This is a genomic window from Pseudoalteromonas sp. JC3 (assembly GCF_030291895.1).
Lineage (GTDB): Bacteria > Pseudomonadota > Gammaproteobacteria > Enterobacterales > Alteromonadaceae > Pseudoalteromonas.
Genome location: NZ_CP127855.1, coordinates 1,217,490 through 1,234,902 on the forward strand (window position 1 = coordinate 1,217,490; position 17,413 = coordinate 1,234,902).

A 17,413-nucleotide genomic window follows, 5' to 3' on the forward strand; every position below is an offset into this window, starting at 1 on the left:
AAATGGTTCGCCTTTTTTAATGGGTAAAAATTTTTATTTCATGTAAGATGATTTACAAACGAATAAAAATAAGCAATTGGATAGTGCATACACTTTTTACGTGGCTTGGTAATCGCGATATTGAAAACATGGAACAGGAGCAGAATGCTGCTATTGTTTCACTTGCGACAAAATCTGAAATTCCATTCGACAAAATCGTTATTCTTTCCAACAAAGATGAAGCTAAGTGGGATTCATTTGAGCGCTTTCTGAAAAAGCGGATGGCGATGATCGGTCGTCCTTCTAATGATATCAAAATCCACTTAGCGCGAATCCAAAGTCCAATTGACTACCAATCTATTTCAATCGAAACAGAAAAGTGGATCACAAAGTTATCTGAAGAGTCAGACACGCTCTCGATTAACCTAACTTCTGGTACACCTGCCATGACGACGCTTTCTGTGCTTCATGGAAAGGGAAAGTCTAATACTCGCTTTGTGCAATCGTCCCCGAAAAACGTTATTGAAGAAGTCGAAATACCACTGGATTTCGGTAAAGAATACGTAAAGTCTGCCTCAAAGAACATTGCTCATACTGCGACCTCATTACCTAAGGTACAAAAGGCGTTTTCAGAATTAACTGCCAAGTCAAAAACAATGATTGATGTAGTTGAAAAAGCCAAAAGAATAGCTGCATCTGAAGTTCCTGCCCTTATTTTAGGTGAAACAGGTACGGGTAAGGAGCTAATGGCACATGCTATCCACAAAGGGAGCCTTAGAGCAAATAAGCCTGTTAGAGTTGTAAACTGTGGTGCGCTTGCTGAAAACCTTGTGGATTCAACATTGTTTGGTCATAAAAAAGGGGCGTTTACTGGCGCAGATAAAGATTATGCAGGTCTATTTGAGCAAGCTAACGGTGGAACCTTATTTTTAGATGAAGTTGGTGAATTAAAGCCCGATATACAAGTTAAGCTTCTAAGGGCATTACAGCAAGGTGAAATTACCAGACTTGGTGATACGAAAACCATTAATGTCGATGTGCGCGTTATTGCTGCTACTCACCAAGATTTGACCACCTTGATTGAACAAGGGGATTTTCGTGAAGATCTGTTTTACCGCTTAGCGGTGGGCATTATCAATATGCCACCACTAAGAGATCGAATAGAAGATATTCCAGTCATAGTTGAACAACTGACAGACCAAATTAATGAGTCTGGATCCAAACACCCAGACTACATGAGTAAAAAAGTTTCCGAAAATGGATTTAAATTTATTTTATCGCAATCATGGCTAGGTAATATTCGTGAATTATGGAGCACATTGAACAGGGCTTTTCTCTGGACAGATGCAAAATTGGTAGGTGAAAAGGAACTGTCAAACGCAATCATTAACAGAAGACTTGGGGCGCAAAATAATGATGTTAGGCTGTCTTTTAACGATAAAGTGGACATAGTTCAACTGACTGAAAATTATCAGAAAAAGTATGTTGAGGCTGCGTTAAAGGCAAGCGGTAATGTTAAGAAACACGCTACCCAAATGTTGGGCTTAAAAGACCATCAAACGCTAACAAATTGGATGAAGCGTCTTGGTATAGACGTTGATAAATAAAAATATTGGAGTGCCACTTGTTAAAGCAAGCTAATCGGCATTGTGTATTTAAAGTATGTTAGAAAGTAAATTAACTTACTAAAAGGTAAAATAGTTATTTGTTTGGTTGTAGAGTCTGTTTTAAGTATTTGATTTTTAACTATTTTAAAGGTGGCTTGCTTTTGGCGTAACTAGGGGCTAGATGCTGTGGACATCAACCTGGAGGCTAGTGTGTCATTTATTATCAATGAAAATTTTAATACTAAATCTACGTTAATCGGACACCTGCTGGACGGATCTCGGTTTGTGTTTTCGCAGGGGAGGTTTGACCGTTGGTGTATTTTCCATATTAGGGAGCACAAAGCTCATGCAGTCAGGGATGAGGAAGTATTTCAGGTGATGAGTCATTACGCCTTTGGACACGCTCGCTTTATGCTTTATCGGGACTTCTTGAATATATTCAATAAAGTGACAAATCAAGTTAACTATGATTTAGTTGAAAAGATTGCATATATGTCCAAGGCTTACCCAAAACCTCAAGAGGTGCAATTCATTCTGTTATTTTTATATGCCGGAATGATAGCCGAAGAAAACAAAGAAAAAGCAATTCTAAAAAAATTTATCAAGCGTTTAGGTGTACACCAGGTGCTTATTGAGGGAATGAGCCCTAAAGTTGCGGCTAACTATTCCAGAGGTAAGGGGTGGCGTGAGTTACAGCTCGAATGTGACGTTCGCGGCTTTTACAGTAACAATTTCTTTAGTCTGATGAGTGCATAAAGGGAGGTATGCTCATGATAGATCTAGAATCTCCTCAAAATTGGCTTTCGAATTTTCTAAAAAAAAGAAATTTGCCTTGTCCAAACGGAAATCCGCTTTTTTCCTATCACATGACTGTTGATGAATATAACGTTTTAAAAAAATTAGTAAAATTATTTAAACCTAAGACTTCGATTAACCGCCTTAAACACAAAGATTGGTCAGCCTGTTTTGTTATTTGGTGCGCAGAGTGGTATCGCCGTGATTGCTGTGTTCAAAGTTGGGAGTGGCAGCCGCTTTGGGATGAGCTTAATTTTGAGTTGGAACCATTTCAAAGAGCTGAGGTAATTTCTTTAGGTCTGGAGTCATTCTGGAAAAGACCTATAAGAAGATATGAGTCAGAACATCGTAACTTTTTGGGTTCAATTTTCATCGAGGGAGGCTTACCCTTCAAACTTATTAATTCACCAGGTAATAGTTTTGCCGAATCGATTAGAAAAACTCTTAATTTGTATTACCAAGTTGAACTGTACGGTATCTCGCTGAATGAGCTGATTCAAAAGCAATTAAGTTGCTTGCCTGTTGTATTTTCTGAATCAGAGTCTGTAGAACTCACAGCTTCAATCGTTAAGCGGTTGATGAGTTTTTCTAACTTAGTTGATCTTGATAACCAGGAAGATCTACCTTCAAAGCAACTGGATAGTCAATTACCAAACTGGCGAGACAGTTTTCCAATTCCCTTGGATGATGAAACAGGAAACACCCTATTGGATAGATGGCTAGTTGGTGCATCTAAAGCCAATACCGAAATAAAGGTGCAGAAGGATAAACTTTTTTGCGAACATTATTTTGATATCCACTTAAGTCGTTTTTTCACTCAAGTAAGCCTCCCTAAAAAGTTAACTTACAAGTTTTCTTCCAGTCCATTGCAGTCTACTTATGTTGAGCTTGGTTTACTTGAAGGTACAAAGCGCATCGCTGAGCTTGGTGGAGCAATTGCACAAGTAGAGGGTGAAAAATTATTAGTACCGCCCCGTAAAAAATCTGTCAAAATTCCAAGGCGCTCTCTACAGACCTCTTTGTTTTTAGATTTATCACAATCAGGCATCATCGTTGATATGCTGGAGGTTAATGATTCTAGTGTTTTATTAAATGAAGCACCCCAAGGCTTTATTGATGATGGTTCAAAATATAAATTGGTTGGTCAAGGAAGCTTCTCGACTAAACACGAAAAGATTTTTGTTTTGGCACCCTCGTATTACGAGATAGAAGTTTTGTCCGGTGATCATGAATTGATCACTCGCCTAGTTATTGATGGTAGTGAATTTAACTGGTTTCACCTTAATGGCGACTTTAGAATTTATTCTTTAGAAAGTCGATTTAGAGTTAAAACAAATGCTACTTCTACATCGAGTGGGAACCTTTACATTGATGGCGATGAGATCTTACTCAAGACAATACCAGCGAGAGTCTATAGAGGCTTACCATCTGTTAGAGATTCGGAAGGTAATCTAATCTCACAAATTGGGTTAACATTACACTTAGATAATAAACCTATAGACTCCTTAGAGTCATATGAATTGTTTGGCAAACATTACTTGAGTGTTAAAAACAGAGATGGTGACACTCTTTTACGTAGATGCATTGCTGTATTGCCAGAAGATTTAGTTATTGATTCAAAAGCAGGTAATCAATTTGCAGAAGTAAGGGTTACAGCCTCCAGAACTCAAAACGTTTCTGTAATAGCCGCTCACTTTCAGGTTAGTTCAGAAAAGCTTTCGAATGGTCGTTTGTTTCGTCTCAGTCCCGAAAACGAACCTCCCGCAAATTTTACTTTGCAAATACAAGCAAATCTATTAGAAGACCCTATTAGTATTACGCTCCCGTATCCGGTTAGCGGAATATTTGCGTTTGATAACGAAGGTCAACCGCTTAAACACGAACTAACAGTTGAGCAGTTACTGGGTGCGGAAGTTAATTTGTACTCAGCTAAAACATACCCAGAAGAAGTTAGTATTGAGTTAGCGCTTAAGCCTATTAATAGAACCTCTCCACGATATTTTTCAAAAGTGAAGGTGGCAGACCGAACGTTAAGTGTAAGCCTGTATAGCTTTAAAGAAAAAATAATAGAACTAATGTCTATGTCTAATGTTCTAGACGCTGAAGTTGAAATTAACTTAAGCGGAGTTGGGGGGCATAAGGTTTTTACTATACGAAGGTACATGTCTCAGTTAAATTTCGACCCAGTATCTGGTGGCATATCTGTTGCGCACGAACGATTACCACAAAATGAAAATATTATGGCTCCCATGGCTATGCTGATAGCGGAACCAGAGAGAGCGCCTTGCGAGCTAATACAGAAGGAAGTAGGTGGCATTTCATTGGGATGGTATGAAGTCACCGATAAAATGCAGAGGACGGGCCCTTGGATGTTGGTGCCAAATGCAGATTCTCCAAACTTGTTCAGGCCAACTTTTTATAAGGGCATAGATACTTTACATTGCAGTGAACAAATAAAGAGTATTCAAACAGCTGTAAAGTGTTTTGACCCTCGTTCTCCGACTAACACAATTGAAGATTATATTAAGCAAATGGAGGGGGATTTTAGTCACCCAAGCTGGAATTACTTCCTTGAATTATGGAAAGGCTACTCATACTTACCGTTAGCAACTTTTGAAGCATGGAAAGCACTGGTGGAAAACACTCGTTTACTAACGTTAGCGCTGTTTAGATTTGAAATGAATGAGGATTTTCTCCGTACTTTAGATACCGAATTTTCAATTTTATGGGAGCTAATCCCGCTAGAGTTTTGGAACAACAGCGTTGAAATATTTAGATCATCTTTACTTAATTTAGGGCTACCTGAGGCAATGGTTGAAGATAGATTAGTAACGCTTATCGACAGATTTGCTAGCGTAATAATCAATGTTCCTGATGCCCTAATCGATTTACTTAAAGGTAAGCCTTTACCGCCTCAGTTGCCTGTGCAGATAATTGAATTGTGGAAACAAGATTTGATTCGTGAACATTCAGAGTCTGATTGGCCTAACGGTTTAATGCAAATATTTGAAAGAGATATAGTAGAAATTGCCGAATTGAAAGATATGATTAAATATCCTCACTTTAGGCAGTGCAGTGTTGCCCTCTATCCAGTTGTGGCTGCTGCAATCGCTTCAGGGCGCTTGGTTCGTCCATGCTTGCCTGTCTTAGATAGTCAGGTTGTTTTCGAAATCAAGAAGATTAAATCATTTGAGCCTAGTTGGTTTTCTTCTGTTTACAGTTTTGCATTAAGTTTCTACTTAAAAGAATAATAAAGGGAATTTTATGAAGTACTTTTCTGAATTAGTTTATCAATCACTTGCTAGAGCAAAAGAATCATCTCTCAGTGTTTTAGGTATAACTAATCCGCATTTACGCCAACATCTTCAAGATAGAATGCAGCAAGACTGCGGCCAAAATGAGTCAATGATGGCATCGCCATTATTTGAACATACGTTTGGCTGGACTGAAGCTGATAAAACAATGCATGAGCTTGTAGCCGATAAATTACTATCTCCTGCCGTCTTGGCTTCTTTAGACAAAGATAAAATTACCGACATGGAAGGTGTTGAGGTTGAAAATAGGTATCAGTTTAAAGGCAAATTCAAACCTTACACACATCAATTAAAAAGTTGGAACACGCTTCTTGCAGAGGAACCAAAGTCTGTTGTGGTTACCAGTGGTACTGGCTCAGGAAAAACTGAGTGTTTTATGGTGCCAGTGCTCGAAGACTTATATAGAGAAACGCAGAAAGTTGGGGAGCCACTCTCTGGAGTTAGGGCGATTTTCCTGTATCCGCTAAATGCACTAATTAACTCTCAGCGTGAGAGATTGCACGCTTGGACTCAGGATTTTGGTGGCAACATTCGCTTTTGTTTATATAACGGCAATACCGAAGAGAAGGCCAATAAAGTTAAAGCGCGACAAGCTAAAGTCCCCAACGAAATTTTATCTAGGGAGTTAATGCGTGAACGGCCAGCTCCAATACTAGTTACTAACGGAACAATGCTTGAATACATGTTGGTACGAAATGTTGATGCACCAATTATCAATAAATCAAGACAAGAAAAGTCGCTTCGTTGGATAGTTCTAGATGAAGCTCATACATATGTTGGATCGCAAGCAGCTGAATTATCGATGCAACTGAGGCGTGTCTTGCATGCTTTTGGTGTTGAAGCTAAAGATGTTCGATTTGTTGCAACCTCGGCAACGATTGCCGACGAAAATGCAGAAGCTCAATTACAAAACTACCTTGCAGGGTTGGCAGGTGTTCCAAATGATCATGTGGTTGTCATTGGTGGTCAACGCAACGTTCCGAAAGTTGAATTTAATCTTCAAGACTCACTCTCGTTAGATGAAATGCTTTCCATTCCGGCTGACAAAGCGCCAGGAGAAAAGCAGTTCGATCCAGAAGTATCACAAGCACGATATGAAGCCCTACAGCAGTCTTCTGTTGCGAAAGTTATTAGAGACTCGTTTGTTAATGTTGATAAGCCATTAAAACTGAGTGATTTGATAGATAAGTTAAAACAAGAGTTTCCGGCAGAATCATTTTCACAATCGGAAACGTTAAGCTGGTTAGATCTTTTAACAGGAACGAAAGAAAACTCCGCTTCGGAGGCTTTTTTAAAGGTAAGAGCGCACTTTTTCCAAAGAATGATGAATGGCATTTGGAGTTGTATTGATCCTGATTGTTCTTGTAAACAAAACTCTGCTCTACAGAGCAATTGGCCTTTTGGTATGGTTTACTCGAAGCAAGTGGGAAAATGTGAATGTGGTTCACCTGTCTTGGAGGTTGGTTTCTGTAATGATTGCAATGAGCCTCACCTTTTAGCCTGCGATAAAAATGGATACATCTCTCAAAGGGATACAGAAGTAAGTGACGAGTTTTCTTTATTGCTTGATCTAGATGATGATATAGAACAAGAAAGTGAGAACACGGTTAAAAAGCGTAAAAACTTCTCAACTTTGATTACTCTGAGAGCTTCAGCAGATAAGAATGAGATATATGAAGCGATAGATATTAACAGTACAACCGGAAAGTTGGGGGATTTAAATAATACTATTCGCTTATATAGCTTGTATGACCGGGATGAGAATAGTGAATACCAATCTGGTTGTTGTGGCTATAAGGGAACAGCTTATAACAAGCCACTGAGAAGAGCTATCCTAGGGGCACCCTTTTATGTAGCAAACGTAGTTCCAACAGTGTTGGAATTCTGTCCAGATCCAAAAGTAGATAAAGCAACTGGATTAGGTCCTCAATCTTTACCAGGGAGAGGGAGAAAGCTAATCACTTTTACCGACAGTCGTCAAGGTACCGCAAGAATGTCTGTAAAAATGCAACAAGAGGCAGAAAAAAATAAATTAAGAGGGTTAGTTTTTAGAATTCTTTTGGACCAGCAAAAGAAAGCCGATTTTCAAAGTGGAGCTGTAGATATTGAAAAAATTAACAAGCTCCGAACGGAAATTGGTCAGCTCGAGGCAGTCGTTGATAGAGCTGGAATAATTTCTTCAATGCTTGAGGATAAGAAAAATGAACTATCGAAATTGGAAGTGAATGCCGAAGAAACGAAGTTTACATCTATATCTTGGTCTGAAATGATTAATTCGTTGATAGATAAAGAAGACATTAATCAGCATATACTTTCTTATAACAAGTACGCGAATCAAGAAGTTTTTGGTTCTGAAACAGGTAAAATCAAAGTTGCAGATATGCTGTTGACAAGGGAGTTCATCAGAAGACCCAAAATCTATCACAATCTTGAAACTCAGGGCTTGGTGAAAGTTGATTACCCAAATATAGCTTCTATTACTGAAGTACCTCATATGTGGGAATCGCATAAGCTTACATTGATAGACTGGCACCATTTTTTAAAGATTTCTATGGACTTCTTTGTTCGAGATAATTCGTTCTTTAAACTCGATGATGATTGGCGTCAATGGATTGGCTTCAAGTTTTCTCATAAGTTTCTAATTTCACCTCAAAGTGAAGACATTAATGATGCAAGAACAAAAAAGTGGAGCTTAGTATCACTTCAAAATGCTAATAGGCTAGGTAAGTTACTATCTTTGGGGGCTAATTTACCTTTGGATGTGAAATCTAATATTGACATAGTCAATAGTTGGCTGGAGAAGGCCTGGCAGCAACTAACGACTAGTAAATATTCGTTATTAAGTAGTGATAATGGAAAGTTTTATTTAGATAGAAGGAATATTAATTTTAGTTTTTTTGATAAGGGATATATTTGCTCTTCAACGAATAAAATACTTGATACTACGTTTAAAAGTATCACTCCGTATCTACCTCAAAAAGTAAAATGTAGTGAGATAAATCGATTTATTTGTCGTAAGGTGGATTTACCTAAAATTTGGGATTTACCCGACCTTACCGGTGATTTTAATCAAGACTTAAATAATGCTCGTAATTTCATTAGGGATGAGCAGGTAGTAAATATACTGAGGGAGAAAAACCTTTGGACTGATATTAACGACCGTGTCCTTGAAGGAGGTTTTTACTATAGAACTGCCGAACATTCAGCTCAGCAGTCAGCTAAAAGGCTATCCAACTATGAGAGAGATTTTAAGATTGGAAAAGTTAATGTTTTAAACTGTTCCACAACGATGGAGATGGGGGTGGACATTGGAGGTATTTCAGCGGTTGTCATGAATAATGTGCCTCCACACCCAGCGAATTATCTTCAGCGAGCAGGACGAGCAGGTCGAAGTAAAGAATCGCGAGCGATTTCTTATACGCTATGTAAAAATAACCCACACGATAACGAGGTGTTTAGTGAGCCTTCTTGGCCATTCATAACCGCGATTCCTGCACCGCAAATTTCCTTAGATTCAAAGCGATTAGTGCAACGGCATGTAAATTCTCTGCTTTTATCAATTTTTCTTAGAGAAGTTGTCGGTACAACAAAACAAGAGAAGACGAATCTAAATCTTGAATGGTTTTATGGGGAGCAAGCTACAGGGGCATCTACTTGTCAAAAGTTCATGGCTTGGGTGGTTTCAAATAATCATAAATTAGAGGTTACTTTAAAAAAAGTACTTAAAGGCACAGGGCTAGCAAAAATTCCTGCTTGTAACATTATCGATAAAACTAAATGTGAGATTGAAAAACTATCTAATCAATGGCTCAAGCAATACAAGGAATTGAAAATTGCTGAAAGCAATGCAACCTCTGATAGCGCTTATGAATACAAAGTCAAAATTGAACTCACCAGACATACTAACGAGTACCTCCTAAAAGAATTAGCGGCTAAAGCGTTTTTACCGGGCTACGGCTTTCCAACCGATATTGTTACCTTAAGTAATAAAAATATTGTTGACTTTAAAAGAGAAAAAGAAGGTAAAAATAAGAAAGAGAAATTTAGAGAGGACAATATTTCTCAACTTAGAGAAATGCCAACTCGGAACCTTGCTGTGGCGATAAGAGAATATGCCCCTGGAGCAGAGATTGTTTTAGATGGACGAGTGTTTAGGTCTGCTGGTGTAGCGTTAAACTGGCAGAAGCTAAGTGGTGATGCAAGAGAGGGACAAAAATTCGATGTTGCTTGGCGTTGTGAGTCTTGTGGTCATTCAGGGCTTAAGACTAATACTACTATTGTTGAGGATTGGAGTTGTTCATCATGTGGAACGAGAATTAGAAGTGAATGGAAAAAGACAGTACTTGAACCTACTGGCTTCGTTACGGACTTTTTCACAGCACCTTCGAATGATATAACGGCTCAGAGATATATTGCGGTTCAACCAGCTTGGATTTCAATTAATGCGGATTCTATTAGTCTCCCAAATCCTAGTTTGGGTTATATGGTTTACGGAACTGAATCTACAATATTTCAACACTCTTCAGGTACAAATGACCATGGTTATGCTGTTTGCATGCAGTGTGGTAAAGCTGAGTCGATGATAGGTGATGGTGAATATCCAAAAGAGCTAAGCCCAACTTCTCAACATAAGCCAATAACATCAACACCAAAGTCTAGAGACAAAGATGGTTATGAGCCTGAGTATTGTGATGGCAGTGCTACAGTTCATGGTAATGTTCATTTGGGGTGCTCAAGTCTAACAGACGCGTTTGAAATTATTTTAAGAAACCCTATTAGCGGAGAGTACATTGATCCACGTCATCAAGATTCTGAGACTGTTGCCTTAACATTAGCTGTTGCCTTGAGAAATGCGCTCGCTGCTAAATTAGGGATATCTACATCAGAATTAGGCTATTCTGTCAGAAAAACTAGAGTTTTAGATACAAATAATCAGGCAATGGTTGTGCAGATTTATGATGTAGTCAGCGGTGGAGCTGGATTTTCAATTAGTGCGGCTAGTCATATAGAAGATCTGTTAAAGGCTGTGCTTGCTAATTTAAATTGTAAGTCATCGTGCGATTCAGCTTGCTCATCTTGCTTATTGGACTCTAATACTCGCCATGACGCAAACCAGCTCAATCGAAATATTGCAAAAGAATGGATAGGTGAACATTTCAAACATTTCATCGGATTGGAGAGTAAATATCATTTCATTGATGGCGCGAAATTTTGTTATGAATCGATACTTGAAGCAATATCTCAACAAATTAACAAAGGTGCTAATAACATCAAAATTTGGATGGGACATAACACTAACGAGTGGGATTTAAATTCTCGTACAGTACAAATGTTGGCATTCCAAATGTTAAGTGTGCATAACATAAACCTAACCTTTATCCTGCCAGATAAGGAGTTCTCTGATGCCGAATATATTTCGCTTTTAAGGTTGAAAGACTTGGGCGTTAATTTTATGCACAGTAGGGTAAATCTAGGAAATGGAGTTTTGGCCGCACAGGCAACATTTACCAACCAAAAAACATATACGTTAGCGTGTTCTAACAATGATGCGATTAACCCTAATCAGAACTGGTTGTTACCTAACACGGAAAATATGGTGGTTTACTCAGAAACGTTTTCAGAAGTAGAGACGTATCCAGTAGATTTCTCAAAATGGCTAAATGTGGAAGGTAGTAAAATAGCTAAGGTTGAATTAGGGGTTGAGTTAGATGGCCAAATAAATGGGTTTGGTAGTCGTTTTTGGGATTACCTTGCTGATAATTTTGAACCGTTAGCAAACGATCTTAAATCAAACAAAGTCTCTAGAGTTGGGTATACAGACAGATACTTACAATCCCCATGGTACATTATCTTACTTGGTGAATTGATTAGGTCCTTGCCCAATAATGGCGATATTACTTTTGAGCTTAACACTCTTTTCAATGATAAAAAGTATCCGGGTAAATTTATTCACGATGATTGGAGTGATAGCTCTGATATGTCGAAAGTTATTTCTACCTGGTTTGATAAAGGAGCTTCTACTCCATGTTATCTAGACATCTTCGAAAACCGCGATGAAATTACTCACAGGAGAGAAATGCTGTTGCAATTCGAAAATGGTAATGAGTACACGATTAGCTTGGACCAAGGAATGGGCTACTGGAATCATTATTTGGGTAAAAATAAGCACTGGTTTGAGTTTGATGTGCCTAATAACCAGTTAATCCAAATGTTAGAAATATGGGAAAACGGTAGCTTAAAGACCAAATATGATTGGAAAACGGTAATTTACGTTGTCAAACAAAATTGATTTTATGCTGATATTATCACCACTTCGAATAAGCCTAGGGGTTTTTAGAAATGGTTAGAATGATAGCTTCGAGATTGTCTAAATTTTAAATGTTCGTTGTATATCAATTAACATTCAAAGATAGAGGTCTGCAAAGGCTAATTGTCTGCGATTTAAATGTCGAGGCACAATAGGTCGCGCTTTAGCGCGACTTAGCAAATATTGAAAAGCCGCCCTTTGTAAAAAGGGCGGCTTTTTTATGAGTGTGAATATGGTGAAGACTCGTGTTTGGCTCTGTTCTTGGTTTGTGGGAACGGCTTCACGCCGTGATCCCTTATAACGACGCATAACTGCGACTTCACACCAAATCTCTACGTAGGTCGCCATTTATGGCGACAAAAAAATATACCTCTTTGGTTTTTCCTTGCCGGCGAAGCAACATGAGGCAAAGTGGAAGGTTGGATTCAAAAGACAAGTCGCGACATAAAGTCGCTGCTACAAATTGTTTGTAGTCTTAAATGGCAACCATCAAAAGATCGCGGCGTGAAGCCGCTCCCACCCGATCAACTTCAGCTCGGTATAGAGTTGCGTAGTGCTTTTGTCGCCATTGCTTACAGTCAGGCCTTGTAGTGTGCATTTACCGCCTTAATGGACGGTAATAGGGAGATCGTTTACTACTAACGATTGGCCATTTTGCTGAGCTCGAAGAAAGCTGGATACCAAAACGTCGTTGGATAGGGTGCTGATGTCGTTAACGGTTTCGACCATGCAAAACGTAATAGACTCCCAACCTAAATCTTTAATAAAGGCCTCAAGTTTATTGATGTTATCTTCATAGTTTTCGTCTGTGGTTAGCAGGCCGATTGAGTGTTTGTTGCCGAGTTTGTATTTTCCTTGCTGAGTGATGGCGCATTTAGCGTAACCGCTCAACACATAAACTGTATTTGTGCTTTTGTTCATATTGGTGACATGCTTAAGTTTAATTCTGATTTTGATTTCAGATGCATTTTTTAAACCAAGCTTATAAATATTGCTCTGCTGTTTGCTTATATATTGAAAGTATTGAGAAAAATCATTGGTGATTTATCTTAGGTGTTGATCCCATAAAAGGCGTCAATTTTTTGTGAGATGGAATGATAGGGATTGCGCTTGAATTGTGTTTGTATCTAAAGCCACGCTGAAATCAAAGGGAGCTGAGGCATTATTTTTCGCCATAAATGGCGACCTACGGGGGGCGCAAGGTTGCACTGCGAAATGCTGGCTTTGCTTTCTTTGTTTTGACAAGTTGCCTTAAACTATCTCGTTAACCTTGTTGCTGGTACGATGAGTTGTTACTCTCGAGTTCAATAAACAAAATTAGAGGCAACATCATGCAGGAATTTTTAGAAAAGTTTGCAATCACCACCAAAGTGAATGTGGTGTGGGGAGAAATGGATGCGTTGGGGCATGTGAATAACGTGTCGTATTTTCGCTATTTTGAAACCGCGCGAATCGATTTTTTGACTCAAACGGGCTTACTTTCTGTATTATCAGAACCTACCCATAGTCCGGTTTTACGTGATACGTACGCGCAATATAAACGACCAGTTACGTTTCCAGATACCTTGCATATTGGTTCATATATCACTGATATCAAAGAAGATCGCTTTACCATGCGCTATGAGGCGTTTAGCGAATCGCAACAAGCAGTATGCACAACGGGGTATGCGAATGTGGTGATGTTTAATATGAAAACAGGGAATAAATCGCCAATTCCAGAGAGCATGTTGGCCATTTTGAAGCAATACGAGATGGACGATAATCAATAGAAGTGTAGAGTTTAGGTATTGCTTTGTATCGATGTTTGAAAAACTGTCGCGGCGTAAAGCCGCTGCTACGACAATATGAGATGGACGATAATCAATAGAAGCGCGGAGTTTGGGTGTCGCGTTGCTGTTTTAGAGTTGTCGCGGCGTAAAGCCGCTGCTACGACAATGTGAGATGGACGATAGTCAATAGATGCGCGGAGTTTAGGTGTTGCGTTGCTGTTTGAAAGTTGTCGCGGCGTAAAGCCGCTGCTACGGGAATATAAGATGGGCGATAATCAATAGAAGTGTAGAGTTTAGGTATTGCTTTGTATCGATGTTTGAAAAACTGTCGCGGCATAAAGCCGCTGCTACGGGAATATAAGATGGACGACAATCAATAGAAGTGTAGAGTTTAGGTATTGCTTTGTATCGATGTTTGAAAAACTGTCGCGGCGTAAAGCCGCTGCTACGACAATATGAGATGGACGACAATCAATAGAAGCGCGGAGTTTGGGTATTGCTTTGTATCGATGTTTGAAAAACTGTCGCGGCGTAAAGCCGCTGCTACGACAATATGAGATTGCGCTATGATTTTGATATCAAAAAGTGAGTAAAGGGACTAATGCCAACATTAACGGCGAAACAGAACATTAAAGCGATAGTTTCCGCGATTCAAGCTGAAGAGCGAACGCTTCGAACGCGTTATCCTATTTTAAATCAGCAAAACGGTATTGCTATGGTGATTTTGCTGTTGTCGTTAAGTGCGCTAATTGGCGTTGTCTCGCTTTACTATTTTGCCGTTATTCCTGCATGGCTGTGTATTATCTTGGCGGCTTTTATTACCTCTATTTCTCATGAACTTGAGCACGATTTGATCCACAAGCAGTATTTTAGTGACCGTCCATTTTTATATCATTTTATGATGTCGACGGTGTGGCTGATGCGGCCAAATACGGTGAACCCTTGGTATCGCAGGCAAATTCATTTACATCACCATAAAATGTCTGGTACTGAACAAGACTTAGAGGAGCGCTTGGTGGGTAATGGTATCCAATCTCCTTGGTTGCGAGCTGTGGTGGTTACAGACGGGTTGCTAGGTTTATTATTGAATGCCAAGCGGTTTAGTCGAGAAATCAAGGGTTTTAAGTTTTTGCAGGTCTTTAATGCTGGTTTTCCGCTTGCCACGGCTTATTTTGCGACTTTATATGGTGTGATTACTTATTACGTACTGCAATTTATACAACCATTTGAATTACCTAGGTGGGGAGCAGAGTTACTAGCGGTTGCTGAGTTCTTAATGGTGGTGCTGATTGTGCCTAATATGATCCGCTCAGCATCTTTAAACCTCGTCACATCTTCAATGCATTATTATGGCGGCGTGAGTAATGTGTTAGAGCAGACCCATGTGATCACCAGTCACTGGTTTTTACCGTTTCAGTTATTTTGTTTTGATTTTGGCCGTACGCACACGATCCATCACTTTGTACCTAATCAACCGTTTTATATTCGGCAATTGATAAGTAAAAAAGTACGCCCAGTTATGGCTCAGCACGGAGTACGTTTTGATGACTTACAAAGCCTAAAAAATGCAAATCACTACCCGGACAAAGAGCGGGTTAGTCAAAAATAAAAAGATGCTTACAGCAAAAACTTATCCAACTGTTAGGCGGTTATTGATATCGCGGCTGGTGAGTATCTGACTAGCATCAAATCCCGTTGAGCGTTTTGCCATACGGTCGTATAACAACACGTTGACTGTCGCGGCTAAGTTCATGCAGCCTGTGGTTGGTACATACACCACGGCATCAGCGGCATCCACGATTTCTTGTGGCAGGCTGCCATCTTCAGGACCAAAAATGTATAACGCGTTGTCGGGGTGAGCAAACTGTGGCAGTGGGATTGCGCCCTCTACCAGCTCAACGCAGACAAGAGCACGGCCTGCTACTTTTAAACTGATGAAATCATCAACTTGTTTGATGGGAATGTTGTCGGCAACGTTTTTTGTATCCGTATGATATTTTGCAGCTCTTGCGTAACGATTGCCGCTAAAGTAGATGGCTTGCGCATCATAACAACCTGCGGCCCGTAATACGCCACCCACATTGGTTGGTGATTTAGGGTTTACTAATCCGATTGCTACAAATGACTCGCTCATACTTTTTAATTCTCACTATACCGGCAGTAGCGCCACCAAAAATTCGACGAGCGATTGTATCATGCGCGTGATTTTGTGCCAGTTGGTATTGTTGGGGGAGAGCAGGTGATGTTGTCGAGCTAAAGCTCGACCTACAGAAGTTGGGCTTAGTAGTCTTCTAACTCATCGTCAGATAAATCGTTTGATTTTCTATAGCCTGGCTTTGCTAAAATCTCAACATAAAAGGAAGTGAGGTTTTCAGTTTGCGTTTTATCAATCAACTTGTTTAGTTGTGATAGGTGCACCGGCTCGGCTTCTGCTTCTGTGTTACCAAACTTACAATCAAAATCCCAATAATCAGCGCCCGCTGGTAAAGTTTTGTTGCGCTCGCGCTTTAGGTATTTTTTAAGTTCATGCTTAACCGCGTCAACGCGTCTTTCAAGTTTGATTTTAGGGTGAATTAGTTCAAATGTCTTTTTCATAGTTGCCTTCAAGCAAGAAATACTCAATCGGCAAAACAGTATGCCTGAGTAGATAATGTGTATTGATTTAAGCGTAAAGCTTACGCGCGAATAAATACAGGAATGTAATAGGATATTTTACGTTATATTTTGTGAACTGGCGAGGGACTTTGTGAATGCCGAAGAGAATAAAAGCTGAGTTGGTTGCGCGAGTTCGCTACCAACTCATATTGCTAATGTACCATTGATAATGACGGATTAATTCGCTTTTGGTTGCGTTTGAGTTGTGGGGGCTGCTGCCAATTTACGCTCCAAACGCTCTAATTTTTCTGCCAGTGCGGTTTGTGTCATCTCTATTTGGGTAAGGCTTGCGCCGATCTCTATCTGTTTAGAGTCTCTGCTTTGCGCTTGAGACTTTAACTGATCAACATCGCCATTAATGGCTGCAATTTGATTTTTTAGCACACTAGCGGCTTGCTGTTGTTCTTCTAATAGCGATAGTTTTAAAGCAAGCTCTGTTTGACTCTGCGATAGTGTTTCTACTTTGGTAGTCGTACTGGTCTGGTTTTTAGCGTTATTACTTGCTTGCTCTTCGAGCTTTTTGATGTCTGATTGGTTTCTTCGCCACGCTGACGCCCATAGTTTATCCATCTGTGACCAAAGCTCGTCTGTGCGCTCGGTTAGTGTGTTCAATTTTGCTTGCATTGCACCCGCGGACAAGTCCATCTCTTCATCTGTGGCGGTGAGGGTATGTTCAAGCTCGGCAATGCGATTTGTTGACTCGAGTAATTGTGCCTGGGTTGTTAAGTTTTGTTGGTAGAGCGCAAACGCCGCAGCAGCCAACGCAATAATCGAGATTGCACCCAACCAATTCATCATCCCCATACCTTTGGCGGGCTGGCTTGTTTGTTTGGTACTTTCTTTTGGTGCTGAGGTTTTACGGCTCGCTTGGGTGGTGGAGTTTTTATAGGCTTCAACCTGATCTAAATCTGGCGTAATACTGGGAAGCTCAGGTTCAATTCTCTTATCCAACGTACTTTCCTCTTTTTTAAGATTTATAAGGAGCTT

General features: G+C 39.7%; 10 protein-coding genes. 6 read left to right on the forward strand and 4 right to left on the reverse strand.

The features are described 5' to 3' along the window. Positions 1-83: 83 nt before the first annotated feature. The 4 genes from QSH61_RS04980 to QSH61_RS04995 all read left to right on the forward strand — a co-directional run bounded on the left by QSH61_RS04980 (position 84) and on the right by QSH61_RS04995 (position 11,984). On the forward strand, positions 84-1,586 hold the full coding sequence (locus QSH61_RS04980; protein WP_206471312.1) for a sigma-54 interaction domain-containing protein: 1,503 nt from the start codon (positions 84-86) through the stop codon (positions 1,584-1,586). Positions 1,587-1,796: 210 nt separating this feature from the next. Continuing rightward, a complete protein-coding gene (locus QSH61_RS04985; protein WP_206471313.1) occupies positions 1,797-2,342 on the forward strand; it encodes a DUF7004 family protein in 546 nt (181 codons plus the stop codon). A 14-nt stretch (positions 2,343-2,356) separates the two neighbouring features. After that, positions 2,357-5,632, forward strand: a complete 3,276-nt coding sequence (locus tag QSH61_RS04990; protein WP_206471314.1) for an STY4851/ECs_5259 family protein — start codon at positions 2,357-2,359, stop codon at positions 5,630-5,632. A gap of 13 nt (positions 5,633-5,645) precedes the next feature. Then, a complete protein-coding gene (locus QSH61_RS04995) occupies positions 5,646-11,984 on the forward strand; it encodes a DEAD/DEAH box helicase (RefSeq protein ID WP_206471315.1) in 6,339 nt (2,112 codons plus the stop codon). Between the two features lie 624 nt (positions 11,985-12,608). On the opposite strand, the gene QSH61_RS05000 is transcribed toward QSH61_RS04995, so the two are convergent. Then, positions 12,609-12,923, reverse strand: coding sequence for a hypothetical protein (locus tag QSH61_RS05000; protein ID WP_069021488.1), 315 nt, complete (start codon positions 12,921-12,923; stop codon positions 12,609-12,611). 410 nt (positions 12,924-13,333) lie between these two features. Here QSH61_RS05000 and QSH61_RS05005 point away from each other — a divergent pair, with 410 nt between their 5' ends. Continuing rightward, entirely contained in the window at positions 13,334-13,771 is a 438-nt protein-coding gene (locus QSH61_RS05005) for an acyl-CoA thioesterase (protein WP_206471316.1), read from the forward strand. A gap of 601 nt (positions 13,772-14,372) precedes the next feature. Continuing rightward, the gene (locus tag QSH61_RS05010) at positions 14,373-15,380 is read left to right on the forward strand and encodes a fatty acid desaturase (RefSeq protein WP_206471317.1); all 1,008 of its coding nucleotides are present in this window, start codon (positions 14,373-14,375) and stop codon (positions 15,378-15,380) included. 21 nt (positions 15,381-15,401) lie between these two features. Here the strand turns inward: QSH61_RS05010 and QSH61_RS05015 are convergent, their stop codons facing one another. The 3 genes from QSH61_RS05015 to QSH61_RS05025 form a co-directional block, all read right to left on the reverse strand. Beyond that, entirely contained in the window at positions 15,402-15,905 is a 504-nt protein-coding gene (locus QSH61_RS05015; RefSeq protein ID WP_010607298.1) for an RNA methyltransferase, read from the reverse strand. A 146-nt stretch (positions 15,906-16,051) separates the two neighbouring features. Continuing rightward, the gene (locus tag QSH61_RS05020) at positions 16,052-16,366 is read right to left on the reverse strand and encodes a DUF6172 family protein (RefSeq protein ID WP_010370561.1); all 315 of its coding nucleotides are present in this window, start codon (positions 16,364-16,366) and stop codon (positions 16,052-16,054) included. 237 nt (positions 16,367-16,603) lie between these two features. Continuing rightward, positions 16,604-17,377, reverse strand: coding sequence for a hypothetical protein (locus tag QSH61_RS05025; protein WP_010607297.1), 774 nt, complete (start codon positions 17,375-17,377; stop codon positions 16,604-16,606). Positions 17,378-17,413 lie beyond the last annotated feature (36 nt).

Bases quoted from the DNA above. Each gene is read 5' to 3' on its own strand.
- QSH61_RS04990 (WP_206471314.1), top strand. From the start codon at position 2,357: ATGATAGATCTAGAATCTCCTCAAAATTGGCTTTCGAATTTTCTAAAA.
- QSH61_RS04995 (WP_206471315.1), top strand. From the start codon at position 5,646: ATGAAGTACTTTTCTGAATTAGTTTATCAATCACTTGCTAGAGCAAAA.
- QSH61_RS05000 (WP_069021488.1), bottom strand. From the start codon at position 12,923: ATGAACAAAAGCACAAATACAGTTTATGTGTTGAGCGGTTACGCTAAA.
- QSH61_RS05005 (WP_206471316.1), top strand. From the start codon at position 13,334: ATGCAGGAATTTTTAGAAAAGTTTGCAATCACCACCAAAGTGAATGTG.
- QSH61_RS05010 (WP_206471317.1), top strand. From the start codon at position 14,373: ATGCCAACATTAACGGCGAAACAGAACATTAAAGCGATAGTTTCCGCG.
- QSH61_RS05015 (WP_010607298.1), bottom strand. From the start codon at position 15,905: ATGAGCGAGTCATTTGTAGCAATCGGATTAGTAAACCCTAAATCACCA.
- QSH61_RS05020 (WP_010370561.1), bottom strand. From the start codon at position 16,366: ATGAAAAAGACATTTGAACTAATTCACCCTAAAATCAAACTTGAAAGA.